24 protein-coding genes and 2 pseudogenes are annotated in these 25,519 nt (G+C 69.2%); 9 read left to right on the top strand and 17 right to left on the bottom strand.

Annotation, left to right across the window (positions count from 1 at the left end):
* Positions 1–10: 10 nt before the first annotated feature.
* A complete protein-coding gene (locus OG252_RS48655; RefSeq protein WP_329344563.1) occupies positions 11–760 on the bottom strand; it encodes an SDR family NAD(P)-dependent oxidoreductase in 750 nt (249 codons plus the stop codon).
* Positions 761–864: 104 nt separating this feature from the next.
* Here OG252_RS48655 and OG252_RS48660 point away from each other — a divergent pair, with 104 nt between their 5' ends.
* A complete protein-coding gene (locus OG252_RS48660; protein ID WP_329344565.1) occupies positions 865–1,473 on the top strand; it encodes a TetR/AcrR family transcriptional regulator in 609 nt (202 codons plus the stop codon).
* 96 nt (positions 1,474–1,569) lie between these two features.
* On the opposite strand, the pseudogene OG252_RS48665 reads toward OG252_RS48660, so the two are convergent.
* Positions 1,570–1,725: pseudogene (locus tag OG252_RS48665) on the bottom strand (IS256 family transposase); the annotation flags it as partial.
* Positions 1,726–1,819: 94 nt separating this feature from the next.
* On the bottom strand, positions 1,820–2,458 hold the full coding sequence (locus OG252_RS48670) for a hypothetical protein (protein ID WP_329344567.1): 639 nt from the start codon (positions 2,456–2,458) through the stop codon (positions 1,820–1,822).
* Between the two features lie 778 nt (positions 2,459–3,236).
* On the opposite strand from OG252_RS48670, the gene OG252_RS48675 reads away from it, so the two are divergent.
* Entirely contained in the window at positions 3,237–3,575 is a 339-nt protein-coding gene (locus OG252_RS48675) for a MerR family transcriptional regulator (RefSeq protein ID WP_266446407.1), read from the top strand.
* A 336-nt stretch (positions 3,576–3,911) separates the two neighbouring features.
* On the opposite strand, the gene OG252_RS48680 is transcribed toward OG252_RS48675, so the two are convergent.
* Positions 3,912–4,703, bottom strand: coding sequence for a glutaminyl-peptide cyclotransferase (locus OG252_RS48680; RefSeq protein WP_266446409.1), 792 nt, complete (start codon positions 4,701–4,703; stop codon positions 3,912–3,914).
* Between the two features lie 536 nt (positions 4,704–5,239).
* Positions 5,240–6,145 (bottom strand): LysR family transcriptional regulator, encoded by a 906-nt coding sequence (locus tag OG252_RS48685; protein ID WP_425587657.1) that lies wholly within the window; start codon positions 6,143–6,145, stop codon positions 5,240–5,242.
* 96 nt (positions 6,146–6,241) lie between these two features.
* Between OG252_RS48685 and OG252_RS48690 the strand changes: the two genes are divergently transcribed.
* From OG252_RS48690 to OG252_RS48700, 3 genes are all read left to right on the top strand, one after another.
* On the top strand, positions 6,242–7,096 hold the full coding sequence (locus tag OG252_RS48690; protein WP_329344573.1) for an alpha/beta fold hydrolase: 855 nt from the start codon (positions 6,242–6,244) through the stop codon (positions 7,094–7,096).
* Entirely contained in the window at positions 7,093–7,905 is an 813-nt protein-coding gene (locus OG252_RS48695; protein WP_329344575.1) for an LLM class flavin-dependent oxidoreductase, read from the top strand. Before OG252_RS48690 ends, OG252_RS48695 begins: the two co-directional genes overlap by 4 nt.
* 187 nt (positions 7,906–8,092) lie before the next feature.
* Positions 8,093–9,343: an MFS transporter gene (locus OG252_RS48700; protein ID WP_329344577.1), complete on the top strand. Its 1,251-nt coding sequence runs from the start codon at positions 8,093–8,095 to the stop codon at positions 9,341–9,343.
* A 171-nt stretch (positions 9,344–9,514) separates the two neighbouring features.
* Here the strand turns inward: OG252_RS48700 and OG252_RS48705 are convergent, their stop codons facing one another.
* Together OG252_RS48705 and OG252_RS48710 are read right to left on the bottom strand one after the other, a co-directional pair.
* Positions 9,515–10,453, bottom strand: a complete 939-nt coding sequence (locus OG252_RS48705) for a sigma-70 family RNA polymerase sigma factor (protein ID WP_266446418.1) — start codon at positions 10,451–10,453, stop codon at positions 9,515–9,517.
* Between the two features lie 10 nt (positions 10,454–10,463).
* A complete protein-coding gene (locus OG252_RS48710; protein WP_329344579.1) occupies positions 10,464–11,654 on the bottom strand; it encodes an NAD(P)/FAD-dependent oxidoreductase in 1,191 nt (396 codons plus the stop codon).
* 229 nt (positions 11,655–11,883) lie between these two features.
* Between OG252_RS48710 and OG252_RS48715 the strand changes: the two genes are divergently transcribed.
* From OG252_RS48715 to OG252_RS48730, 4 genes and pseudogenes are all read left to right on the top strand, one after another.
* Complete coding sequence (locus tag OG252_RS48715) at positions 11,884–12,291, top strand: DUF6896 domain-containing protein (RefSeq protein ID WP_329344581.1); 408 nt, start codon at positions 11,884–11,886, stop codon at positions 12,289–12,291.
* A gap of 263 nt (positions 12,292–12,554) precedes the next feature.
* Positions 12,555–12,840, top strand: a pseudogene (locus OG252_RS48720) (hypothetical protein); the annotation flags it as partial.
* Between the two features lie 306 nt (positions 12,841–13,146).
* Positions 13,147–13,995, top strand: a complete 849-nt coding sequence (locus OG252_RS48725) for a putative RNA methyltransferase (protein ID WP_329344583.1) — start codon at positions 13,147–13,149, stop codon at positions 13,993–13,995.
* Between the two features lie 570 nt (positions 13,996–14,565).
* The gene (locus OG252_RS48730; protein WP_329344585.1) at positions 14,566–14,763 is read left to right on the top strand and encodes a hypothetical protein; all 198 of its coding nucleotides are present in this window, start codon (positions 14,566–14,568) and stop codon (positions 14,761–14,763) included.
* Between the two features lie 528 nt (positions 14,764–15,291).
* Here OG252_RS48730 and OG252_RS48735 read toward each other — a convergent pair.
* The 10 genes from OG252_RS48735 to OG252_RS48780 all read right to left on the bottom strand — a co-directional run bounded on the left by OG252_RS48735 (position 15,292) and on the right by OG252_RS48780 (position 25,115).
* Positions 15,292–16,170: a class I SAM-dependent methyltransferase gene (locus OG252_RS48735; RefSeq protein WP_266446429.1), complete on the bottom strand. Its 879-nt coding sequence runs from the start codon at positions 16,168–16,170 to the stop codon at positions 15,292–15,294.
* A 156-nt stretch (positions 16,171–16,326) separates the two neighbouring features.
* Positions 16,327–16,920, bottom strand: a complete 594-nt coding sequence (locus OG252_RS48740) for a helix-turn-helix domain-containing protein (RefSeq protein WP_266446430.1) — start codon at positions 16,918–16,920, stop codon at positions 16,327–16,329.
* Positions 16,921–17,149: 229 nt separating this feature from the next.
* Entirely contained in the window at positions 17,150–17,869 is a 720-nt protein-coding gene (locus tag OG252_RS48745; RefSeq protein WP_329344588.1) for a hypothetical protein, read from the bottom strand.
* Between the two features lie 160 nt (positions 17,870–18,029).
* Positions 18,030–18,554, bottom strand: coding sequence for a hypothetical protein (locus OG252_RS48750; RefSeq protein ID WP_266446434.1), 525 nt, complete (start codon positions 18,552–18,554; stop codon positions 18,030–18,032).
* A gap of 43 nt (positions 18,555–18,597) precedes the next feature.
* Positions 18,598–19,893: an outer membrane protein assembly factor BamB family protein gene (locus OG252_RS48755; RefSeq protein WP_329345412.1), complete on the bottom strand. Its 1,296-nt coding sequence runs from the start codon at positions 19,891–19,893 to the stop codon at positions 18,598–18,600.
* Between the two features lie 96 nt (positions 19,894–19,989).
* The gene (locus OG252_RS48760; protein ID WP_329344591.1) at positions 19,990–20,772 is read right to left on the bottom strand and encodes a DUF899 domain-containing protein; all 783 of its coding nucleotides are present in this window, start codon (positions 20,770–20,772) and stop codon (positions 19,990–19,992) included.
* Between the two features lie 242 nt (positions 20,773–21,014).
* Positions 21,015–22,046, bottom strand: coding sequence for a LacI family DNA-binding transcriptional regulator (locus OG252_RS48765; protein WP_329344593.1), 1,032 nt, complete (start codon positions 22,044–22,046; stop codon positions 21,015–21,017).
* A 75-nt stretch (positions 22,047–22,121) separates the two neighbouring features.
* Positions 22,122–22,958, bottom strand: coding sequence for an ATP-binding cassette domain-containing protein (locus tag OG252_RS48770; protein WP_266446443.1), 837 nt, complete (start codon positions 22,956–22,958; stop codon positions 22,122–22,124).
* The gene (locus OG252_RS48775) at positions 22,955–23,950 is read right to left on the bottom strand and encodes an ABC transporter permease (RefSeq protein WP_266446446.1); all 996 of its coding nucleotides are present in this window, start codon (positions 23,948–23,950) and stop codon (positions 22,955–22,957) included. The genes OG252_RS48770 and OG252_RS48775 overlap by 4 nt, the downstream gene beginning before the upstream one ends.
* A 142-nt stretch (positions 23,951–24,092) precedes the next feature.
* Positions 24,093–25,115, bottom strand: coding sequence for a sugar ABC transporter substrate-binding protein (locus OG252_RS48780; protein ID WP_266446451.1), 1,023 nt, complete (start codon positions 25,113–25,115; stop codon positions 24,093–24,095).
* Positions 25,116–25,519 lie beyond the last annotated feature (404 nt).

The following is a 25,519-nucleotide window of genomic DNA, read 5'->3' on the forward strand; positions in this document are numbered from 1 at the left end:
GGCCGAGGGGTCAGATCTGGTTCTCGCCGCCGTCGATGTACAGGTTGGCTCCAAGGATGAAGCTGCTCTGTTCGGAAGCGAGGAAGGCCACGATGTTGGCGACCTCGTCCGCGCGGCCGATCCGGCCGAGTGGGACACCTGCGGCGAAGTGTGACTTGGTGACGGACGTGTCCCCCGTACCCACCACGGCGTCGAGCCCAGGAGTTTCGATGGTCCCCGGGGAGATCGCGTTGACCCGAATGTTCCGGGCCTTGAGCTCGTTGGCCCAGGTCCGGGCGAAGGACCGGATGGCCGCCTTGGAGGCCGCATATGCGCCGAACGCCGCGACCCCGTCATCGGCGCGCACCGAGGAGTTCAGGATCACCGATGCGCCGTCGTTGAGTAGCGGCAGTGCCTTCTGCACGGTGAACAGCGTGCCCCGCACGTTGACACCGAAGGTCCGGTCGAAGTGTTCCTCGGTGGTCTGCTCCAGTGTCGCGAACGACGCGGCGGCGGCGTTCGCGAAGACGACGTCCAGCCCCCGGCCCCGGGCGCGAACCGCGTCGTACAGACGGTCCAGGTCGGTCAGGTCGGAGATGTCACCCGCCACCGCGGTGGCCCTCGTCGACCCGATGGTCTCCACGGCCGCGTCCAGTTCGGTCTTGCGCCGGCCGGTGATGAACACGTGCGCGCCCTCGGCTGCCAGCCTGATGGCGGTGGCCAGGCCGATCCCGGTGCTGCCGCCGGTGATGACGGCGGTCTTGCCTGCGAGCTGTCCCATGCGAACGACCTCCACGATTATCTGCACTGATCTGTACTGATCGGTACCGAAGGGGACCGTAGCATATCTGTACCGCTCGGTGCGGAACAGGTAGGATTGATCGCATGGAGACACAGGGCAGGGCGCCGGTCGGGCGGCCCAGAGGCTTCGACGCCGACGCAGCCCTCGAGCGTGCCGTGCACGTCTTTTGGGAACAGGGTTATGAAGGCGCCAGCCTCACCGACCTGACCAGCGCCATGGGCATCACCCGCACCAGCATGTACGCGGCCTTCGGCAACAAGGAGGACCTGTTCCGCAAGGCTCTGGAGCGCTACACGGAAGGTCCCGCCTCGTACGGGGCCCGGGCCGTGCGGGAGCCGACCGCTCGGCAGGTGGCCATCGCATTCCTGAGCGGCTCCGTCCGGGCCACCACCAGCCCCGGCTGTCCCGCCGGGTGCCTCGGCGTCCAAGGATCCCTCGCCGCGGGCGACTCGGGACGCAACGCCCGCGACGCTCTCATCGCTTGGCGCAACGAGGCCACCTCCCTCCTGCGCGACCGGTTCCAGCGAGCCGTCGACGAAGGCGACCTGCTCCCCGGCACCGATCCCGGACTGCTCGCCCGCTACCTCATGACCGTCGCGAACGGCATCGCTGTCCAAGCCGTCGGCGGCGCCACCCGTGCCGACCTCCAGCAGGTGGCCGACATGGCCCTGCGAAGCTGGCCACCTGCCTGACGGCGCTGAGGGCACTGACGACCGAGGGCGCCGGCGAAGGATCTGCACAGCGTTGGCCCGGACACATGAACGGTTGAGGTGCGGCACGCCGCGGGAGCTTCGGGGGCGTTCGACGAGGTGTCCTCGTTCGAAGCGGGCTCCGGCACGGGCGAGGGCGACGAGGCGGGGTGCGTTGACGGCCCGCCACCGTTGCTGGGCGGACTCGGCGAGCTTCAAGACCACGGCGAGGGCGGCGGCCGCGGTGCTGACGCCCGTCGATGTGACCGCCGTATGTCAGTGACGAAGAACCTGATCGCCTCGCCGGCCTCGCTGTTGTCCTCCTCGTGCCTGCCGCCGGGCCGCGTCGTCAACACTCTGAAGGGTTGACAGCGCTCCGGGCGCGGGCCCCGAGCCAGACGGCGATCCGCTCCTTGAACTCGCGGTTGACGTAGGGACTGTCGTGAAGTGTGATCCACTCCAGGTGCCGCAGAATGTTCTCCGAGCGGTCCGGGTGGGGTACCGCGAGCACATCGACGCCGATCTCGCCCGTCGAAGCATGGACGTACACGCTGCTGTCGAGCGCCATCATGGCGAAGCCCGGGTGGCCCGCGTGCACGCCGAGGAACGCTGATGCCGCACCCCGCCCCATGATGTCCCAGCGCTCCAAGAGCCGGACCCGGGTCCAGACGGCCGGCGCGGTGCAGCCGTCACCATGCATGTTCCGCAGGGCAGCCCGGTGCGTCCGAGTGCCCTGCGGCAGCTGGACGAGGAACTCGCGCCGTTGGTCGAGAAGACCCGAGGAGACGGCGAGGTCGTACCAGTCCTCATTGAGCCGCTCGACGAGCCGTGGGGTGTCGTACCGGTGGGAGAACCCGCTGCCCACCTCCTCGGCACCGTATCCGTGGACGAACGGCATCGTGCCGTCCGGCACCGCGTTCGGGATCACCTCAAGGCCGGCCCGCCGCAGCGGCCGGCGCACCTTGCGGTCGCGCTCCTGGATGCCCAACGATGACTGTTCTAGCAGGGCCAATACACCCAAAGGCCACCGCCACGGCTTCTGCCCTGCTGAGCTCCGCTCTGCCGCTGGGACGATCGGCAGCCGCGGCGGCAAGCGCAGCCGGTGCGGGGGAGGGAGACGGTCGCACGGAACTGATTTCTTCAGTGGTGAACGCGCGGAAATCTGTTTTTGCTGGAGTAGACATTGGGTGGTGGTGTGGTTATGGTTTTCCTCGTAGCCCAGAGAGACAGCAGGGCCTGGCAGACACGAACTGCCGGCCGGTAGTAGGCAGTTGTGATTCGTAGTGCGGTGCGGTGGTGGAGTTCCGAAGCCAGGGTGGTTGCAGGACGGTGACGGGACTGACTGCCGGACTGGGTGGCCCGCAGTGATCAGGGGCCGCCGTGAGGACTGCGGTTGACGCAGTGGCAGTACCCGCATGTGTAGTTCGCGTCACCAGCAGTGCGTAGTAGAGCAGTACCAGCAGTATCAGCAGTACGCAGTTCCCCGTTTGGCGAGCAGTTGATCATTGAGGGAAGAACGGAGGAGCCGAGCGCCATCAGGATCGCCCGGGCGGAAGTCTTGAGCCCGGGTACCGCAGGACATCGATAGTGAGGTGGTCTCCGGTCAAGCAACCGCGATCCCAGCATCCCCGACAGCATCTGGGTCGGGTCTGCGGAGACAGAAGGCCGGCGCAGTACCGGGGCCGGCAGATGGTGTAGCTGTTCCTTCGGGGCCCTGGTGTCATACGGCACCAGGGCCCCTCCACGCGTTCCACAGAGAGGTGCAAGTGACAGCAGACGACACGTACGGCCGACTCGACGACGACGACTACCCCGCCTACACCATGGGCCGGGCCGCCGAAATGCTCGGCACCACCCAAGGCTTCCTCCGCGCCATCGGAGAAGCCCGCCTCATCACCCCGCTCCGCTCCGCGGGCGGACACCGCCGCTACTCCCGCTACCAGCTGCGCATCGCCGCCCGCGCCCGGGAACTCGTCGACCACGGAACCCCCATCGAGGCCGCGTGCCGCATCATCATTCTTGAAGACCAGCTCGAAGAAGCCCAGCGCATCAACGCCGAGTACCGCGACGCCGCCGCATCAGCAAACCCGACGGCCGCGGCCTGAGACGGCTGAAGCCTGCAACTCCCCAAGAACATCGCGAAGCCACCCACTGCCCGGGACGCACACACAGCGTTCCGGGCAACTTCGTCCACGGGCCTGGGGCTGAGACCTACGCACGGACGGTCATCGCCTGCTGGGAACGGGAACGGGTCCTCTCCGCACGCGATGGAGCAGGACCCGCCGACGCCGGCTGTCTGCCCAACCGGGCTCGCGCCGTCAGGTGCGGCCGACCGCATTCACATAGCCGACAGGCTGAGGGAGAAGGCAGCCACCATGCGGGTCATCCGGGCCTGTGTCGGGCCAAGGCCAGCGACCAGACGGGGTGGTAGGTCGGGCGGCTCACGCAGGGACGAAGGCGACCTGGAACATGCGAGGCCAGTGCTTGCCGGTGATCAGGAATTCGTTCGTTCCTGGTACGGCGGCGATGCCATTGAGTTGCTCGGCTCGGTCGGCTTCCGATGCCGTCAGGAGTCCGGCGGCGTCGATCTGCGCGGTGACGGCGCCGGTGTGCGGGTCGATGCGCACGATCGTGTCCGTGAGGTAGACGTTGGCGTAGATGGAGCCGTCGGGCGCGCATTCCAATTCGTTGATGTGCGTCACCGGTTGGCCGGCTTGGCGCACGCTGATGCCGCCCGTGCTTTTGAAGGTTTTGGGGTCGCGGAAGGTGAGCCGGCTCGTGCCGTCGCTCATCACGAGCCGTTCCCGATCGGCGACGCGTTGGTGGCACAGACCCCAGCCTTCGCCCTCGTACGTGACCCGGCGGCGTTCCGCGAGTGTGGTGGGGTCGCGCTCGATGGCGATGCCGTTACGCCAGGTGAGTTGCCACAGCTTGTCGCCGGCCAGGGTGATGCCCTCGCCGAACAGTGGCGCCGGCAGCTCGGCATACAGCGTGGGCGGCCTGCCTGGCGGCCCGGCGCGCAGAGAGGACTCACCGACCAGTCCCGTGCTCTCGTACAGGGTCTCGCCGCGGAACTCCAGGCCCTGGGTGAAGGCCAGAGGATCGTGGGGAAAGGTCTCCCGAACCTGGGCCCGCAGCGACTGGACGCCGTGAGCGCTGGACCCAACGGGCACTCCCGGCCCGGTCCCGGTCGTATCGTCGAGTGCGGACATCATCGGGCTGGGGGCCGGCACGCGGTCACGGTCGGCAAGGTCGACCGCTGAGTGCACAGCACTGTCATGGTCGGCAGCACCGCACGCCCCGACAGCGCCGGTGAGCAGTGCCCCGACGGCTAGCGCCACCACCCCTGCTGCCCGCGGGCGGTTGCTCGACCCGTTCCTTCCCGTGTGCCGTGAGGCGCCGAACTGGTGGTCCGCCCTACCGCATCCAGAACCCGCCGACAGGACCGTCGGCCGCCGGCGCGCCCATGCGAACGCTGCTCGGCGTGCGGCTGGTGTTCCCTGGCGCACAGAGTCACTCCCTCCTGGTGCGTCCCACGGATGCGCCGACGAGCTGAGGGCCGGACACCTTGGCATCTTGGGCCTTCGGCGCACTCTCCGCACCTGCGGTCCATCCGTCGACCGCAGGGGACCGGTGACCGTGATCGTGGGTCGTCCGCGGTGTGTGGTGCTGACGAAGGAAGAGATACCCGCAACAGTGTCGTCGCGCATCCGGGCCACCGCGCCGGACGGAACCCGCCGCGAACGGCAGCATGGTGCTTACGAGCGCATCAAGCACTGGCCGGCGGCGGCGCGAGATCGGCCGCGACCTCGACGGCGATCTCGATGGCCCGGCGGGCAAGTGGCGAGTGGGTACGTCCGGCTCGCCAGTGCAGGTAGATCTCCCGCGACGGCAGGGACGGCTGTAGCTCGTGGACGCGGAGCCTGTCGTCGGACGGGACATCGGCACCGCGGATGGCGAGCCAGGGCAGCACCGCTGATCCCAGGCCGGCTCGCACCATCGACAACAGGGTGTCGTTGACCGCGCTGCGGAACACGACCTGCGGACGGGCACCGCAGCGGGCGAGGGCCTGCTCCATCAAGGGCTGGTCGCAGGTCAGCGGCCAGGCCACCATCGGTGCCCCGTCGAGTCGCTCCAGCGGGACCCGACCGTCGGGGAAGGTGCCGGCGCCTGCCACCAGCAGGTACGGATCGTCGAGCAGCTTGCGGTGCTCGACGTCGCCGTCGATGCGGCCGTCGTAGAACAGCAGGTCGAGGTCACCGATCTGCGGCTGCTCCGGCTCTTCCTCGGACAACCTGATGTCGCAGCCGGGGTGCTCGTCTCGCAGCCGACGTACGACCGACGGCAGGATCACGTTGGACACGCTCTGGAAGGTGCCGATGTCGATCCGGCCGTCTCCCGCCTTGAACCGGTCCACGGCGTCGGTCAATGCCTCCGCCTTCGCCAGCAGTTCGCGACCCTGGTTGAGGACCACGGAGCCCAGAGGGGTGAGCCGTACCGGTTTGGGGCCGCCCGGCCGGTCGAACACCGGACCGCCGACGGCCCTCTCCAACGCGGCGATCTGTTGACTCACCGTCGACTGGGTGTACCCGAGACGGGTGGCCGCCCGACCGAACGAGCCCTCCTCGGCTATGGCGGCCATCGCCGCCAGATGGCGCAGCTCGACGTTGCTCACGTGCTCCAGAGTAGCGACGCCCATTGCCACAAGCGATCGAATCAATCGGAAATCATCGCTTTTCACAATCGATGCGCGGGTTCTAGCGTGCCAGACATGACCCCACATCAATCTCACGGCGAGCAACTCCTCAAGATCAACGGCACCGAGCTGTGTGTCGAGACCTTCGGCGACCGTGCGACCCCGCCGATCATGCTGGTCGCCGGGTCGGCCGCCTCGATGCTGTGGTGGGACGCCGAACTGTGCGAACAGATCGCCGCCCGTGGCCGGTTCGTGGTCCGCTACGACCATCGGGACACCGGCTGCTCGGCCTGCTACCCACCGGGACAGCCGGCGTACTCGTTCACCGACCTGACCCTGGACGTGCTCGGCATCCAGGACGTCTTGGGCATCGAACGCGCCCATGTGGTCTGTCAGTCGATGTTCGGCGGGATCGGACTCATGCTCGGGGTGGACCATCCCGATCGGGTTGCGTCGCTGACGTTCGTCTCGAGCTCGACCGGGGCCGACGACCTGCCGCCGCCGTCGAGCGACCTGGCCATGCCGGCCGAGCCGGATTCCTCCGACGCGGCCGCGGTCGTCGAGTACGTGGTCGCCGGCTCGAGGGCGTACGCCGGTGGCTCGCCGCACTTCGACGAGGCCGCGGTCCGAGCGTTGGTCGAACGTGACGTGGCGCGCGCCAGGAACTACGCGTCGACCCTGGTCAACCACTACGCCATCGAGTTCGACGGGCCGGCCCGCGGCGGCTTCGGCGACATCACGGCGCCGACGCTCGTGGTCCACGGCGACCACGACCCACTCCTTCCGCTGCCGCACGGCGAGGCGCTGCGCGACGCGATCCCCGGTGCGGAGCTGCTGGTCCTCAAGGGGGCCGGGCACGACCTGCCGAGGCCGGTGTGGGATGACTTCGTGTCGGCTCTGGCGCGGCACACGGAAGGAGGCCGCTCATGAACCGGCTACGGTCGGCCCTCTGGCTGCCCCTCTTCGACGACCTCGCCGACCCGCGGGTGGTGGCGCGCCTGGCCGCCGACGCGGAGGAAGCCGGGTGGGACGGCTGCTTCGTGTGGGATCACCTGTGCTGGCGGGAGCCGGTCCGACAGGTCGCCGACTCGTGGATCGCGCTGGCGGCGATCGCGACCGCGACCGAGCGGCTCCGCCTCGGCCCGATGGTGTCGGCGCTTGCCCGTCGACGGCCGGCCAAGGTCGCGCGGGAGACCGCGACGCTGGATCGGCTCAGCGACGGCCGCCTCACCCTCGGCGTCGGCCTCGGTAGCGACCGGTTCGCCGGCGAGCTGTCCAAGACCGGCGAGGAGGTCGACGACCGGCGACGCGGTCAGATGCTCGACGGGTCCTTGGCGATCCTGGCAGCCGCCTGGTCCGGCGGGCCGGTGCACCACCGCGGCGAGCACTACACCGTCGACGACATGACGTTCCTGCCGCGGCCGGTTCAGCGGCCCGGTGTGCCGGTGTGGGCCGCCGGATTCCCGGGCAACGTCAAGCCGATCCGCAGGGCCGCCCGGCTCGACGGCTTCTTCCCGGTCAATCTCGAGCACCCGGATCAGCTCGCCGAGGCCGTCGGAGCCCTCACCGAACTGCGCCATGGCGAGATGTCCTCGTACGACATCGCCGTCAGTCTGCCGCCCGGTGTCGATCCCGAGCCGTACGCGCAGGCCGGCGCGACGTGGCGGCTGGCGGAGTTCGAACCGGGTGTACGGCTCGACGCCGTGCGCGGCGTACTCCGCGACGGCCCAGCGGCGTGAGGACGCGGTCGCGATGTTCGACTACGACTCGGAGTTCGCTCGCTGACAGGAGCGGCTGTGGGAGTCCTTGAGGCTGGTGCGTGTACAGCCCTCAGTCGCCTCCGCTACGTTGACGATCAGAATCGGGCTCGTCGACGCGTTGGTGGCTGGGAGGCGCGTCTCCTCGACGTGCCCGATGGAGACATCAGTGTCATACCGCTCCCTGCTGCGCGTTGCGGGCGCCGGCTTCTTCCCCTTGGGATTTTCCGCCCGCCTGCCATACGCGGCCTCGGCCCTCTCCACTCTCATCCTGCTCCAGGCATCGACCGGCAGCTACGCCTTCGCCGGCCTCGCCAGCGCGGCCCAGAGCATCGCCATTGCCATCGGCGGCCCCCTGGTCGGGGCCCTGGCGGATCGCTACGGCCACCGATCCGTCGGCGTTGCTGCCGCACTCGCCAACTTCGCTGCCTGGGCCGCCCTGTTGGTCGCGAGCCACGGCACCCGGGAGGGCATGTTCGCGGCGGCCACTCTGGTGGGCCTGACGCAACCTCAAGTCGGTCCTCTCGTACGAGTGCACTGGTCCCATCTGGTGCGCTCGCACGACGAGCACCATTTGTTGCCCGTGGCGCTGTCCTATGAGGCGTCCGCGGATGAGCTGAGCTTCGTCGCCGGCCCCGCGCTCGTCGGGCTGCTGGCCGCCCTCAGCCCCCTCGCCCCCGCCGTGGTGATCATGTTCCTGATCGTGGGAAGCACCCTTCCCTTCGCACTGCTCTACGCCCACCGCACCACGCACCGACCCTCTTCAGGCGAGCATGGGAAGCCGCACCTGCCACGACGTCCCCTGGCCGTCATGTTCCTGGCGATGGTTGCCATGGGGGCGGCCTTCGGCGCAGTCCAGACGGCCGTCACCGTGTACGCCGGCACGATCGACAAGCCCGGTGCCTCCGGGCTCTTGTACGCCGAGTTCGGCATCGGCAGTGCCCTGGCCGGCCTCGCCTGCGCCTGGCTCCCACAGCGGTTCTCCCTGCGCGCCCGCTACGTCTCGTTCACTGCGGCACTCTTCGTCGGCATGCTGATCCTCTTCATCGGCGCCCAGCTCGTGTCCCTTCCGGTCGCCGTCGCGCTGGCCGGCTTCACCGTCGCACCCTACATGATCAGCATCTACGCCCTGACCGAGCGACTGGCCCCCGCTGCCCGTGCCGCGATCGCCATGACCATCCTGTGCGCCGGCGGCCCCCTCGGGACAGCCGCCGGACAGGCGGTCTCCGGCGGCTTCGCGGAAACTCACGGCGTCGAAGGCGCCCTCCTGACTGCCCTCGTCGTGGCAGCAGGCGCGCTCCTGCTCGCCCTCTGGGCATTCCTGGTCGACCGGGGTCGCAACATATGGATCATCGACCGCGTACCGGACAAGGACCAGGTGTTCCGAGAACCCCTCGAACAGTCGCAGAACGCCCGCTGAACGACAGCGGCCCGGCCGGCGCTCCGGCCCGGGCGCGCCGGCACGGGCTCTGTCTGCCGGGCCAGAGTGGGAAGGCCGTCCGATGTCGGCAGCTCCTACCGCCGTCCCGCCCTCGGTCTCCAGCAGGCGGATCGCAGCCGTTGCAGGGCGCTGACACGCTGCTGGCTCCCGTCACCATGCGTTGATGACCGGCGCGTCGGGTTCCTGCTGCCGCCAGGCCTCGTTGAGGCGCACGAGCCGGTCTGCGGCGGCGATGCCGCGCAGGGACGCGACCTTGCCGTCGCTGACTTCGAACGCCACGGCGCCCACGACCCGGTCGTCGACCACGGCGAGGACGGCCGGGGAGCCGTTGACCCACGCGACATGCATCGCGGGCGAGCCGCCGGCCAGCCGCCGCTTCGCCGGCGTGGCCTTGAAGCCGGCCCGCACGTAGGAGGCGACCCGCTCGCGCGTCTTGTACCGCAACAGCCGCCTGGCCAGTCCGGCGCCGTCCGAGACCATCGTCACGTCGTCGGTGAGCAGCGCCACCAGCCGTTCGGTGCGCCCCGACGTGGCGGCGGCGAGGAACTCCTCGACGACCCGGCGCGCGGACGCGGGGTCCACCTCGTCGCCGCCGCGGCGTTCGGCGGCGACCCGGCGTCGGGCCCGGTGGACATGCTGCTGGCTCGCGGACTCGGTGATGTCGAGGATCCCGGCGATCTCGGCGTGGCTGTACGAGAAGGCCTCGCGCAGGACGTAGACGGCCCGCTCGACCGGCGAGAGGCGCTCCATGAGGGTCAGTACGGCCAAGGACACCGATTCGCGCTGCTCGAAGGTGTCGGCAGGGCCGAGCATCGGGTCGCCCTCGAGGAGCGGCTCGGGCAGCCAGGCACCGGCCGCTCGCTCGTGGCGCGCCTGCGCCGAGCGGAGCCGGTCGAGGCAGATGTTGGTGACGACCTTGGTGAGCCAGGCCTTCGGCACCTCGACCCGTTCGCGGTCTGCGGCCTGCCAGCGCAGGAACGTGTCCTGCACGGCGTCCTCGGCGTCGGCGGCCGAGCCGAGCAGACGGTACGCCAGCGAGGCCAGCCGGCCCCGGCTGGCCTCGAACCGATCGATGGCTGCGCTGTCCATGCGAAGCAGCCTATGCGGCGACCCTTACACCGGCCCGGTCAGGGGCGTTGGCCAGGCGACGCTTGCGCTTCGGCATGCCGAAGGTCGGGTGGGCGATGCCCCACCCGGCCCCGTTGAGCACGCCCGACTTGAGCCGCGCGGCGGTCCGGCCGCCCAGGTACCAGGACTTCGACCGGACGTCCTCGTCCACCATCTGGAAGATCGCGTCCCGCCGCCCGAGGCTGATGTGGTTGCCGTAGTACTTCAGCCCGGTGGCCGGGACCTCGCTGCCCGTCAGGCGCGCGATGATCGCGGCGGTCGCCTGCATGTTGGTGAAGCCGGCCGAGGCGCAGGACATCGGCAGCGGCCGGCCGTTGTCGCCGATCGCGTAGGCGCAGTCACCGGCGGCGTAGACGTCCGGGTGCGAGACCGAGCGCATGGTCCGGTCGACGACGATCTGGCCGGTCTCGGCGACCTCCAGGCCGCTGGCGGCCGCGATGGGGTGTACGGCGAACCCGGCCGACCACACGGTCACGTCGGCCGGGATGGACGTACCGTCGGCGGCGATCGCCCGTGTCGGCTCGACGGCTTCGACAGCGGTGTGCTCGTGGACGGTGATGCCGAGCCGGTCGAAGGCCTGGCGCAGGTGGCGGCGGGCCTTCGGGGAGAGCCAGGCGCCCAGTTCGCCGCGGGCGGCGAGCGCGACCGAGAGGTCGGGCCGGGACTCGGCGAACTCGGTGGCGGTCTCGATGCCGGTCAGCCCCTCACCGACGACCAGTACGGTGCCGCCCTCGCCCAGGCAGGCCAGGCGCTCGCGAAGACGCAGCGCCGAGGACCGGCCGGTCACATCGAAGGCGTACTCGGCCACGCCGGGGACGCCATGGTGGGCTACGGAGCTGCCGAGCGCGTAGAGAAGCGTGTCGTAGGTGAGCTCGCCGTCGCCGTCCTCGCCGGTCACGGCGACGGTCCTGCGCTCGGGGTCGACGCCGGTGACGCGCGCCAGGCGGAGCCGCACCCCGGTGCCCGCGAACACGTCGGCGAGCTTGCGGAAGGTGAGGTCCTGGCCGATCGCGAGCTGGTGGAGCCGCATCCGCTCAACGAAGTCGGGCACGGCGTTGACGACGGTGATCTCGCTGTCGGCGGGAGAGAGCCGACGGGCCAGGTTTCCGGCGGCGAAGGCCCCGGCGTATCCGGCGCCGAGTACGACGATGCGGTGCTTCATGGCGTTGCTCCTGTCTCGTTCGCGTGCCCCTTGAACGAGACGGCGCTCCGATTGCTGACAGGAGGCGGGTGTGACGTGGGTCACCGAACCAGGGCGAGCAGCTGAGCCTCCGAAAGACGCTTGTGAGGGCTCCCGCTGCGCGGCCGTCCTCATCGGAGACGTCGGGAGCCCACGTGGAACAATCGGCCGCACACGTACGCCGGGGTGGCGCAGTAGAGGAGGGGCGCACGTGACAACAGCGCGTGACCTGGTGATCGGGTACGTCGATGCTCTCGACTCGGCTGGTGCGGCCATGCGGGCGGCGTTCCCCTCGCTCGAGCGGCTTGCGGACGTGCTCGGCCTGGTCCGTTCGCACCGGATGAGCCGAAGGGGCGAAATCGGCACCTGCTCCTACAGCGTCCACGGAGCAGGCTGTCGCTTCGTCAATCAGGACGGCACTGAGATTGATGTGGACTTTGCGGCCGACGGAGCGGAGATCTTCGACTTCTGGCGACTGCGCCGTTATGCGCAGAGTCTGCCTGAGCCTTTTGACCCCACCGACGTTGATCTGCGGTCCGCGGTGGAGTCGCTGAAGCCCCTGCTGGCCGAGGTCCGGCCTGGGTGGTTCAGCGTGGGCGAAGCCAAGGTTCCAGCATGAGACCGGCGTGTCGGGTGGCTGTCGGCGGCCTTGTCAAGCAGAGTCCGCGGGGCGTCCGACGAGCTTGTCCCGTGTTGCCTGGAGAGACGTTCCCGCGTCAGTAGTGAGCTGCTCCGGAGTGACCGCTTGGCGTCGGCCGCTCGGCCCTCGCCCCTCGCCCCTCGCCCCTCGCCCCTCGCCCGGGGCCGGCCCTCTTTTCGCTGCGGATGCGGGCGCGTGCTCTGCGCTGGGAGGCGAGCACGTCGAAGTGGCCGGCGTTCAGCGAGCTCGTGTCGGCTCTGGCCTCACTCCCTGAAGAGCAGCCGGGCGCCACGTCAACGATCACCGTCGCCGGCAAGCGGATCAAGACATCGAATTTTGCAGCTCGGCACCGGCAGGGCCAAGATCACGGTGCCTCGCGACGCGGTCGTTGACGTCGAGGGTTTGCGCACTGGGTGGAAGGACGTGCGCTACAAGGTCCGGCTGCATTCCCGCCCGGGCGGACCGATGATCCGAATCTCTGGGGCCATGGAATTCGGACGATTGACGATCCGCCACGCCCGGCGTTGAGGCTCCATCCGGCCCTGGGCCGTGTCCTCTTGACGTCGGCGGCGGCGCCCCGCACCCGCGTTGAAGCTCGTAGAATCGCGGCGTGGCATTCCTGAGCACCCCGCACTACTGCTTCCTGTGACCGGGCGGCATTGAGGGCGATGCCGGACGGCGTCGCCCTCCTTGGCGTGCCTGCTGCGTGAACCTCCTTGCCGGTGCTGCCCGTACGAGGCGGCCCGGGCGCCGGGTCCGTCCCCTCCGGGGGCTGCGACTTCCTGAGCGTGCGCAGGCACGGTCCCTTCCCGTCACCGTTGCCAGGAGTGCCTCGTGCCCGTGTTGCTTCCCCCTGCCCTCGAACCGTTCCTCGACCTGCTGCGCTGCCCGACGTGCCGCACCGGCCTGCACCCCGACCGCGGCACGCTGCGCTGCGCGGCGGGCCACACCTTCGATATCGCCCGACACGGCTACGTCAGCCTCCTCACGGGCACCCGCGCTACCAGCGGCGACGACGCGGCCATGGCCCGGGCCCGGGACCGTTTCCTGTCCACCGGCAGGTACGACCCCATCCGTCAGGCCGTGACCCGTCTGGCGGCCGACGCCGTGCCCGAGCAGGACACGGTGGTGGACGTCGGGTGTGGCACGGGCTATTACCTGGCCGACGTACTCGACCAGCTGCCCGGCGCCCGTGGCCTGGGCCTGGACACCTCGGCGCGCGCACTGCGCTCAGCGGCCCGAGCCCATGAGCGAGCCGCCGCGGCGACCTGGGACGTCTTCTGTCCCTTCCCGCTGGCCGACGGGGTGGCCGACGTCGTGCTGGACGTGTTCGCCCCGCGCAACCCATCCGAGTTCCGCAGGGTGCTGCGTCCGACCGGCCGGTTGGTCGTGGTGCGTCCTACCGGGCGGCACCTGGCCGAGTTGCGCGGCCAGGTGCCCGGAATGGTCGCGATCGACCCAGCCAAAGAACAGCGCCTGCACCAGGCGCTGGCCCCCTTCTTCGAGGCCGCCGAGACCGAGCACGTCGAGTACGCCATGTCCCTGACCAGGATGGAGGCCCTCGATCTGGTGGGGATGACGCCGAGTGCACGCCACGTGAAGCGTGCAGACCTGGACGATGACGGCCTCCTGCCACACCAGGTCACCGTCTCCGTGCTTGCCACCGCCTACCGACTTCGGTGACCACGAGCGGGCGCATGGGCCCGCTGACCGACGAGCAGCGGACCCGCGTGGCGCTCCACCTTCCCTACGACAAGGGGAAGGCTGGAGCTGTGCGTCGAGTTCCGGGTCGAGGGCCGAGGGCCGAGCTGTCGTCATGAACCCGAATTCGGGTGGACGCTCTCGGGTGCTTGCACTCTTGGCCGGTTACCGAAGATCCCGTAAAACTGCACACCGATCACTGACAGGCCGTGCGGAACCTGAACAGTAGCCGCGACCAAACGGTATTGGGCGGCCTCGGCGCGAGAGTGTCCGTCTTGGGAATCGTTGGCAACCGTCGTGGGTGCAGCGAAGAAGCAGGCCCTGTGAAGGAGTCGGTGTGTTCGGTCACCGCGCTGTCACACCGGTGAAGTCGCCTTTCGCAGTGTGCACCGGTCGAGCCTCGAACTGCTGGCCGCGCCTTTGTCGACGTGCTTTGATCCTGCGCGTGGCGTAGGTCGCCGGAGAGGATTCCCGTTTTCGTGAATCGGGCGAACTCTGCCGTTCCGAAGTGCCTATTCCGTTCCGAAGCGCCTGTTCGAAGGGAACCACGCAGTGAACCTTGCATCACCGGTTGCAACAGCCGAGATCTCCGACGCCGACCTGGACAGCGTCTCCGGCGGCCTCGCGGTCGTTGGCTCCGGCGGTCTCTTCCTTGATACACCGATCGCGGACGTCTGTGCCGACCTCATGGCCGTCGCTTCGACGGAAGGGCTTGCGACGGGAGCGAGCGTCCACACTGCCGCTCTGTGACAACAGCATTGTGCCAACCCACGGCCTCGGATCTGTTGTTCCGGGGCCGTGGGTGGCGACCCGCCACCCATCTCCTCGACTTCAGCTCGGTCACTACCGTCGGTCGTGCCGCCCAGGAGATACCTCGCGCCGGCACGGTGACGACGCCTCAAACCGTGCGCGGCCGCGTGGCTGCTGCACAACCGAAGTCCTGCGCCTGTACCCGCCGTTCTGGTTCCTCAGCCGTGTCACCAGCCGCCCGGCAACGATCGGCGGGTATCGGATTCCCGCTCACGCGGATGTGGTGTTCAGCCGACCGGTGGCTGCCCGACCGGGTGACGGCCGAGCAGAAGCAAGCACAGATGCCCTTCGGGGTCGAACCCGTAAGTGCATCGGTGATGTGTACCGCCTTACGGAGATTCCGCTGATCGTGGCGACGGTGCTCCGGCGTCACGCCCCTGGTCAAGGGAACGATGAGGCCGAGCTCTCTGCCCATGGTGGTGACACGTCGGACCGCGGCTTTCGTCTACTGAGCTCGGCATGGCGCCTTCAGGTGCGTCGCGCGGCCCACACGGTGCGCTCGGTGCGGACCGTCAGGTCGCCGCGGCGCAGGATGCTGTGAGGGCTGTCGGTGTCGAGCAACCGGTCGAGGGCGGTGAGGTCCTCGGCTGTCAGTGTCCGGGCGACTCTGCTGTGCATGCGGTGCAGGCTCTTGAGCGCGTAGCGGCCGACTGCGTCGGTGTGGGGTGGGCCGATGTGCACGGTGATGGTGCGTTCGGCCTCGACGGTGAAGCCGGTGGCGGTGAGCTTGTATCCCCAGTCGGCGCCGCGGTGCGGCACGTGTTCGGCGTGGTGCCGGTCGAGTGCGGCGTGGCAGCGTTCCTCGAGACCGGGGCGGTCTTCGGGGGCGTCTTCGGGCAGGAACCTCGGGAAGCCTGCCAGTTCGACGACGGCGAACAGCCCGCCCGGCGCGAGCGTGTCGTGGACCTGGCGCAGGGTGCGGTCGGGATCGGCCATGTGGTGCATGGAGGCTGATGCCCAGACGAGTTCGGGCGTGCCGAGGTCGGGCCAGGTCGCGTCGAGGTCGGCCTGGACGGGGTGCACCCGGTCGGCCAGGCCCAGTTTCGTGGCCTTCTCGAACAGGCGATGCAGGTGGCTGGTCGAGGTGTCGACGGCGGTCACCTCGGCATGGGGGAAGCGCTCGAGCAGTGCGAAGGTGCCGGTCCCGGTCCCGCAGCCCAGATCAACGATGTGACGGGGGCCGGCTCCGACGGGCAGCCACGCGGTGATGGAGGCGATGTGCTCGGCGAGCACTTCAGCGTCCAGGTCGAGGATCTCCGCCTGGCCGTCGGCGTCGTGGTCCGCTCCGTGCTGGTGGGCCGCGTGTGGATCGTGGTCGTGCGATGCACGCGGGGGTGTGTGAGTCATGCCGACGACGCTAGAAGACTCACGGGCGTGCGGCGCTGCTGCTTCCCGAAACAGCAAGACGATGGCCGCGTGGCGTGCCGGCTGCGCAAGAAGCCCTCGACGCTGCGGCGTGATACGACCCCTTGCCGCACGGAGACGCGGCTGAGGGCGGTGTCCTCATGGAGACGGTCGGCTTGCGTCATCGGTGCCCTCGTCGCGCTGGTGGCCGCGGCGGGCGTCCCGGTCGAAGATGCCCAAGACCTCGCACGGCCCGCCCTCGGCGCCGATGGCGTGCGGGAGCATCGTCGGGAACTCCGCGGCCTGGTTGGTCTCCACGCGAAAGCGCCGGTTGCCCAACAGCAGGACGGCCGTACCGGAGAGAACGACGAGCCATTCACGGCCGGGGTGGGCACGCAGACGCGAGGGGCTGTCGGGCGGCGGGTCTGTCATGCGCTGACGTACAACGGTCATCCCCGGGTCCGCACGGATGGGCCACTGCATCCGCCGCCGGGCCGCGTCGATCATCGGGCTGGAGATGACATCGTCGCTGGCGGTCTCGACCAGCTGGTCGAGTGAGGTGTCCAACGCGCGGGCGAGGGTGACGAGTTGATCCAGGGCGAGGCGGCGCTGACCGTTCTCGATACGGCTGAGCGTGGACGGGCTGAGCCGGGCGCGGGTGGCCAGCTCGTCGAGGGACCAGCCCTGTGCGACGCGCAGTGCGCGGATCCGCTTGCGTACGAGGCTGTCGAGTTCACCATTGTCTTGCGTCATAGGCAACACCGTATGCTCCATACGCAAGGCGCGCCGCCTTGCGTGATGGCGTGAGGCTCCCCTCCGGACTGTTCACCGCGAGGAGAGGTGCGCGGACAGAGCACCTCGATCCTGAACCGGGCGAACCCCATCGGCCGGCCGTACACCAGCTCGTTGAGCGACGTCTCGGCGTCGCTGTCGTGCCACTTGGCTTCCCAACGAGGGCGGGCGTCGCAGCGGTAGTTGGTCCTCAGTAGTCTCGGATCTCAGCAGTCCTCCGCGGATCGTCCGCGAGAATGTGGTCCGCGAGCCGCCGGACCTGCTCGTCCAGGGACTGGTCGCGGGTGACGAACAACTCGTACTCGTAGGAATCTGTACGCTCGCCCGGTCCCCGGACCTGGTGGAACTCGACGTCAACACCCTCGGGGCTGGTGAGCTCCGCAGGGATGTCGGGCTCCTCGCGTCGTGGCGAAACACTCGTGAGGACGCAGTCCCAGCGTTCGAACCAGCCACTGTCCGCAAGGGTCTGCTCAAGGAGCCGGGCGACGGTGTCCACCGGCTCCTCCCAGCTGATATCCGCTGCGGCCCGGGCGAGTTCAGTCTCGTACTGGAGGGAATCGAAGCGGAAGCCCGTCGGCACGGCAGTGATGTTGCTGGTGTTTTCCCAGGCGTCCCAGATCACCCGATCGCCTTCGCGGCGCATGGTGACGTACAGAGCGCCGCAGCAGCCGGCCGTGCAGGTCGGCTCGGCGATCATGACTCTGCGGGGTTCCTCCGTGACCGCCAGCGGCCAGCTCTCGGCCGGCCCCTTCCAGTATCGGCAACTGGGTGCCAGCCCTTCCGGGTGGACCTCCTTCAGGACATCCACGCCGTCGATCAGAGGCCGCACCTCGGCCCAGGGATCCGCCGCCCAGTCATCGGGAATCCTGTGCTGCAAAGTCAAGATACTGATCGCCAGTTGATCGGTCATACCCACATGATCGGTTGAGGCCGCGCAGTCGCATACTCATTTTCCGGCTGTGATCATCTTCGGGGCTCGCCGCGCCGAGCGCGGCCACCGCTCGTGTTCGATCGGAACTGCTCCGACATTGGTCGTGAACGGCCTCTGCCGTCTGCCACCACGACGCGTCTCAGCCCTCGAAGAGAGGATCGTAGGGCTCGCCCTCCGGCGTGAAGATGAGGGTGAAGTCCTTTCCGATCCCGAGCGCCACCTCCCGCAAGCGGGCCAAGACGTCTCCTTCAGCGGCAAGGGCAAGGCCAAGGGCCGCGGCAGCACGATCCCGTCGGGGCACGAGGTCTGGCATGTCCTCCAGGTACTCGGCCGCGAGCTTGCGGCTTTCCTCCGCGGTGAACGTTTGGCAGTCGCGCCACCAAGGGGCGACCAGCAGGAGCCGCAGAAGTTCGGGCAGGCCGACCGCAACCAGCGCCGCACCTCCTTCGGAGTCCGCATACAAGACGGGACGTTCCTCGCCGCCCTCGCCGCAGAAGAAGAAGGTGCCCCCGGCGCCGTCGCCGGCGAACCCCTCCAGCGCGGCGCCCGAGGCGAGGTGGACATCCTCGACATGGTCGCCTCGGGCCAGGTCGAAGTCGCCCGGCCAAGCGAGGAAACTCGCGGCTTCGTCATGCTCGCGGACGGCAGTGATCAACGATTTCATGCGCGGAACCTTATGCCCGCCCGATGACAAGCGTCATGGGGAATCAGTTCGCGGCGTCCCGGGACTGTTCGGGGGCGGAGGACCGCAGAGCGTAGAGGTGACCGTCGCGGGTGCCGACGTAGACCACGCCGTCCGCGACCGTCGGTGAGCCCACCCAGTCGCCGGCGGTGAACGTGGCGTGTGACGCGCCGGTGGCGGCGTCCAACGTGTACAGGGTGTTGTCCCAGCAACCGAAGTGGACCAGGCCGTCGGCCAGGACCGGCGAGGACGCCACCGCCCCCTCGGTGGGGAACTTCCAGTACGGCTCCCCGATGTCGGCGTCCACCGCGTACAAGTGGTGGTCCCAGCTGCCGACGTACACTCTGTCGCCCCGGACCGCGGGAGTCGAGGTCATGTAGTGGTCCGCGTAAAATGCCCACCGCTCCCGGCCGCTGAGCGCGTCAACCGCGTGCAGGCTGCTATGGCTGGTGACATAGACGCTCCCGTCGGCCACCGCCGGTCTGGAGGCCTCGTTCCACTCGCGGCCGGTGGTGAATCTCCAGCGCCTCTCTCCGGTGGCAGCGTCCAGGGCATGGACGCCCTTGTCCTCCTTCGACCCACCGATGTGCACGTACACCACACCGGCGGCCACCGTTGGACTCCCGAGCACCGGGTTGCCCGCCAGCACCCACCGCCGTTCGCCGGTGGCGGCGTCGAGAGCCGACAGGCCCTGTTCACTGCTGAGGTACACCACTCCGTCGACCACCGCCGGGCGCGAGGTCACGGGGGCACCCGTAGCGACCTGCCAGATCTGACGCCCGGTGAGCGCGTCCATCGCGTAGGCGAGACCGTCCGCGTGACCGGTTCCGAAGTACACAACCCCATCGGCCACCGTCGGCGCCAAGACCTTGATCCGATCGCCGCTGGTGACGAACCGCCACCGCTCCTGTCCGGTGGCCGCGTCCAGGGCGTAGAGTCCCGATCCGCTGCTGACGTGCACGCCGCCGTCCGCCACGGCCGGCGTCGACATGTTCCGTCGGCCCGGGGAGAAGACCCACAGCTGCCTCGCCGGGCCGGCGCTCACGATGTTCGGGCCGCTGACCTGTACGCCATCCGACGGCGGCTCCAGGGCCGTTGGAGCACCTGGCCCCAGCCCCAGCCCCCGTCTCAGTCTCCGCCCCAGCGCCTTCATTTCGTGCACCCCGTTCTCGCGCCCCAGCCCCACGGTGACACCGGTCGCTGCCACTGGTGGGCATGATCCCGCACCGCGGGCGGCCGGGGAAGGACGCGCGTGTCGGCAACTCCCTCTTCCCGGACGGCTTTTGACGGCCACGAAAGTGCCGCCGCGAGGGACGATCATCTCCCCGGCGGTGAGCAGGGCTTGATGAGTACCGGCCTTGGACGGCACCTTCACGCACCATCTGACACCTCGTGCCGATGCCGTCGGTAAGGCTTGTCAGTGGTGGTGGCCGTGTCGGCCGAGGGTCTCCACGGGGGTCGCACCGGGGCGGGTCCATTGCGGTACGGGGCGGCTGGTCGGGCCCCAGGCGGCGTTCCCGTCCACGTCGGAGCGCCAGGACCAGCAGGGGCCGCGCCCCTCGGGCCAGCCCTCGGGGTTGTCCTCCCACGCCTCGCCGCGGCCGTAGGGGGTCAGGTCGAGCAGGCCGAGAGACCCGTTGACCCGCTCGTTGCCACGGCCCGTCGTGGAGTAGGTGAGGAACACGCGGTCGCCGTCGCGCAGGAAGCAGGCGAGGTAGCCCATGTCGCCGCCGACCGGCGCGTCCACGTCGCGCACCGAGTACCAGGGCTGGGTGTAGCCCATGAACTCGACGTAGGAGGCCACCTCGTCCCACGGGCCGGTGGTCAGGACTGCGAACGAGACGTCCCGGGCGTTGAGGTAGACCGCGTCCTTCACGTGCCAGGCCGTGGTGGTGCAGCCCTCGCACTGCCCCTGGTGCGGCGCGCCGTCGTACCACATGTGCTTGTAGACCACGAGCTCGTCGCGGCCCTGGAACAGGTCCAGGAACGGGACCGGGCCGTCGGGTCCGACGAGCTCGACCGTCCCGTCGAGCTCGACCATCGGCAGCCGCCGCCGGGCCGCGGCGATCGCGTCGCCCTCACGGGTGTGCGCCTTCTCGCGGACCAGAAGCTCGTCACGGGCGGCCTGCCAGGTGGCCAGGTCGACGACGGGCGGGCGGCCGGGCAGCGCGGTGGTCGGATCGCTCGGCGTGATCGTCATGGTGTCCTCCGTGGTGGCTCGTGTCGGGCAGTGTCGTACGACGTGCCACGACGCTCACCACAACAGACTCGCGACCCGGCCGGAACTCATCGCGGCAGGTGACTTTTCGCCGCGACTGCGCGGACCACCTCGGGCTGACAGGTTCACGGACGCGCTCCGAGATCGCGCGTGGGTGCTGATCCAGTCGCGCCGAGGGGCCGACCTGACACCCGCGTCTGGTCAGTGGCAGTCCGCCGAGAGGGTCAGCTTTCCTGCAGCACCGGAGCAGGCCGTTCTCCCGATCCCCGGACGATCAGGCGGGTCGGGACGGTGAGAGTGCGGGCGCGAGAGCGGTCGCCGTCCAGGCGGGCCAGGGCTGTGGTCGCCGCCGCTCTGCCGATTTCTTCGGGGTCCTGGGCGACGACGGTCAGGGCCGGTTCGAGTGCCTCGGCGAGTTCCACGTCGTCGAAGGCGACGACGGCGACGTCCCTGCGCTTGCTGCGGGCGAGTTCGGAGATGATCCCCAGCGCGACGATGTTGTTGCCGGCGAACAGGGCGGTGGGAGGATCCGGCAGGTCCAGGAGCTGGTCGGTCGCGGCGCGGGCCCCGTGCCGGTCGTGGGCGTTGGTGACCAGGGAGCGGTCGTAGGGAAGGCCGGCTTCCTGCAGGGCCGTGCGGTATCCGGCCAGGCGCTCGCGGCGGGTGTAGAGCTTGGTGGGAAGGTCGCCGATGAAGCCGATGCGCCGGTGGCCGTGGGCGATCAGGTGGGCGACGCCGTCGTGGGCGCCTGCGCGGTTGGAGCTGACGACGTTGTCCGTGGACAGGCCTACTCCCGGGCGGTCGAGGAACACGACGGGCAGTCCGGCAGCGCGGTGCGTCTTGAGGTGGGAGTGGTCGGCGCCGACGGAGGGCACGACCATCAGGATGCTGATGCGGCGGGCGAGGAACTTGTCCGTCAGCGCTCGTTCGCGGTCGGGATCGTCGGCGGAGGAGCCCATGAGCAGGGTCAGGCCGCGATCGCGGACGGTGTCCTCGATGCTCCGGGCCACGGCTCCGAAGAAGGGGTTGCCGAGGTCGGGGATGACCAGTCCGACGGTGGTGTCGGGTCCGCCGACGCGGATGTTGCGGGCCATGAGGTTGGGCTGGAAGCCGAGCTTGGCCACGGCGGCGAGGACCTGTTCTCTGGTCCGCGTCGAGGCGGGCCCGTCCTCGTTGAGGACGCGGGAGACGGTTTTGGCGCTGACGCCGACTTCTCGGGCGACGTCTGTCAGGGTGGGGCGGCGGTTCGCTGCCATGGAGGAAACGGTCTCCTGTGCTCGTCGGTTCCGGCCGCGGCCTCGGCCGGAATCCGTGCGTGCTTCAGTGGTACGTCAGTTGGCCCGGACGCCCGCGGCCTTCGCCGCCTCGGAGTCCGTTACGACAGTATCTCCGGCCTCGTCTACGGTGAGCGCGCCGGTCATGATGGCGACGACCTCCGCCATGGAGTAGTCGGAGGGCTTGATCACGGCGGCTCGTCGGCCCAGTCGGTGGACGTGGATCCGGTCGGCGATCTCGAAGACGTGCGGCATGTTGTGGCTGATCAGGACCACCGGCATGCCCTTGTCCCGGACGCGGCGGATGAGGTCCAGGACCTGCCCGGACTCCTTGACGCCGAGGGCGGCGGTGGGCTCGTCCATGACGACGACGCTGCGGGCCCAGGCGACGGAACGGGCGACCGCGACGGCCTGCCGCTGTCCGCCGGAGAGCGTCTCGACCGACTGCGTCAGCGAGCGCAGGCCGATCTTCAGGTCGGCCATGTGCTCGGCGGCCTCCTGGCGCATCCGCTTCTTGTCCAGCATGCGGAAGACGCTGCCGAGGACGCCGGGGCGGCGCAGCTCGCGCCCGAGGAACACGTTCGAGGCGATGTCCATGGAGGCGGCCACGGCGAGGTCCTGATAGACCGTCTCGATGCCGTGGGCGCGTGCGCTCTGCGGCCCGGAGAAGGTGATGGGTTCGCCGTGGAGGCGGATCTCGCCCGCGTCGGGGGTCAGCGCGCCGGTGAGGGCCTTGATCAGGCTGGTCTTGCCGGCTCCGTTGTCGCCGATGACGGCGAGGACCTCGCCGGGCAGCAGGTCGAAGTCGGCGCCGTCGATGGCGGTGACGTGGCCGTAGCGCTTGACCAGCCCGCGGGCCTGCAGGACGGGGGCGGGGGAGGAGGTGGCGGTCATCGGGCCTTCTTCCGGGAGAGCTGGTCGATGGTCACCGCGAGGATCACCAGGACTCCGGTGATCAGGGTCTGGTAGATGGAGGCGACGCCCATCAGCTGCAGGCCGTTGCGGAAGACGCCGACGATGAGGACGCCGATGAAGGTGCCCAGGACCGATCCGCGGCCGCCGAAGAGGCTGGTGCCACCGAGGACCACGGCGGTGATGCTGTCGAGGTTGTCGGTCTGTCCCGCCTGGGGGTCGCCGACTCCGGTGCGGGAGATGAGCAGCAGGGCGGCGATGCCGTAGAGGAGGCCGGCCACGGTGTAGACGCCGATGGTCAGCCGGGAGGTGCGGATGCCGTTCAGCCGCGCCGCTTCCGGGCTGTCGCCCAGCGCGTGGACGTGCCGGCCCCAGCCGGTACTGCTCAACGCGTAGGCGAGGAGGAGGAACAGGGCGATGGTGACCAGGGAGCCGTAGGTGATGTCGGTGCGGCCGAGCGGGAAGGTCTGCCCGAGGGCCGTCAGCGGGCCGGGCAGGTTGGTGACCGTCTGCTCCTCGGAGTAGATGTGGGTCAGCGCGAACGCGACGTTGAGCATGCCGAGGGTGACGATGAACGGCGGCAGCGGGATCTTCTGCACCAGCAGCCCGTTGAGCAGCCCGAACCCGCCGCAGACGACCAGGCCCAGGGCGATGGCGACGAGCGGGGGCAGGGATCCTTCGGCGGCCATCTTGGCGATCACGATGCTGCCGAACGCCATCACGGCACCGCACGACAGGTCGATCCCCGCGGTGAGGATGATCAGGGTCTGTCCGATGGCGAGGGTGCCGACGACCATGACCTGCTGCACGATGAGCGAGAAGTTGCCGCCCGTGAGGAACTGGTCGGTCGAGAGGGAGAAGAAGGCGCAGGCCAGGAGAAGGGCGACCAACGGGCCGGTGGTCGGTGCCGTGAGCAGTCTGCGGGCTGTGGTCGGTGCTTTGAGCTCGGCGTACGGCGTGGTCGTGGCTGTCATGCGAAATCCTTGTCGGAAGACGGAGGTCGTTGCCCGCCCTGGTCGGAGGACAAGAGGACAGGCGGCCGTCCCCCGGTCAGGGAGGAAGGGACGGCCGCCCCGCTGAGGGGAGAGGCGGAGGCGTACGGGCCTCGAAGGCGGCTCAGCCCCAGCAGTTCTCCAGGCCGTAGGCCGTGTCCTTGGACGTGACGCCGTCCTGCGGCTTGTCGGAGATCAGGGTGACGCCCGTGTCGGTGTAACCGGACGCCTTCTTGCCGTCCTTGGCGTACGTCACGACGGCCTTGACGCCCTCGGCGGCCATCTTCAGCGGGTACTGCTGGGAGGTGGCGGCGATCGTGCCGTCCTTGACCGCCTGGGTCCCGGTGCAGCCGCCGTCCACGGAGACGATCAGGACGTCCTTCTCCCGGCCCTTGGCCTTGATCGCGGTGTAAGCGCCGAGTGCGGCCGGTTCGTTGATGGTGTAGACGACGTTGATGCCGGGCTCCTTCTGGAGGCAGTTCTCCATCGCCGTCTGGCCCTTGGCCTGGTCGCCTCCGGTGTCCTGGGAGCAGACGACCGCCGGGTCCTTCTCGTCGATGCCGAAGCCCTTCAGGAAGCCGTCGTGCCGTTGGACGCCGACGGACACGCCCGGTGCGAGGTCGAGGGTGGCTATCTTGGCGGTCTTGCCCTTCATGGCGGCCTTGGCGTACTCGCCGATCAGCTCGCCGGCCTTGAGGTTGTCGGTGGCGAAGAGGGCGTCGACCGCGCTCTCCGGCTCGGGCGGGGTGTCCAGGGCGATGACCAGGACGCCCTTGGCGCGTGCCTTCGCGATCGCGGGCACGATGGCCTTGGAGTCGCTCGGGGTGATCAGGACGCCCTTCACGCCGGAGGCGACCATGTTCTCGAGGGCCGTGATCTGACCGGCGTTGTCGCCGTCGAACTTGCCGGCCGCGGTCATGAGTGTGACGCCCTCGGCCTTCGCGGTCTTCTCCGCGCCCTCCTTCATCTTCACGAAGAACGGATTGGTGTCGGTCTTGGTGATGAGACCGACCTTGACGTCGCCTGAACCGGTGCCGGCGGACGTCGATCCGGAGCCGGATCCGCAGGCCGTCAGGGTGAGGGCCGCGATGCCCGTGCACGCAGCGGCTCTGAGGAGGGAAAGGGGCAGACGAGCGGTGCGAGGCATGAACGACTCCTGCGGGATTGCGAGCGGCGCGGTCGGCATCGGAGCATGCCGTCCCGAGGTGTCATCGTTGACTTATGTCATCGTTGACACCGCATGGCGAGGATGATGGACTCCGGCTTCTGGAAACGTCAATGCCCTGTGCGCGTCACAAATCGGCAACGTCCCGCGGTCGTTGTCCGCCCGTGGGTCTTTGCCGGTTGGCGCGGCTCGCCACGGCTGGCGGCGTATGTCAGGCAATGCGCGCCGCGTTGGGGCGTATCAACCACGAACCGGTTGACGCACCGGCCGAGTTGCGCCCATCATCGGGCCACTCGATGTCATCGATGACACAAGTCAACGATGACACTCCTTGTCGGCGCCGCGGACGACGGCGTCGGCGAGGCGTCACTTTCCGGTCGGTCCAC

The organism is Streptomyces sp. NBC_01352, assembly GCF_036237295.1.
In the GTDB taxonomy this organism is placed as follows: domain Bacteria; phylum Actinomycetota; class Actinomycetes; order Streptomycetales; family Streptomycetaceae; genus Streptomyces; species Streptomyces plumbiresistens.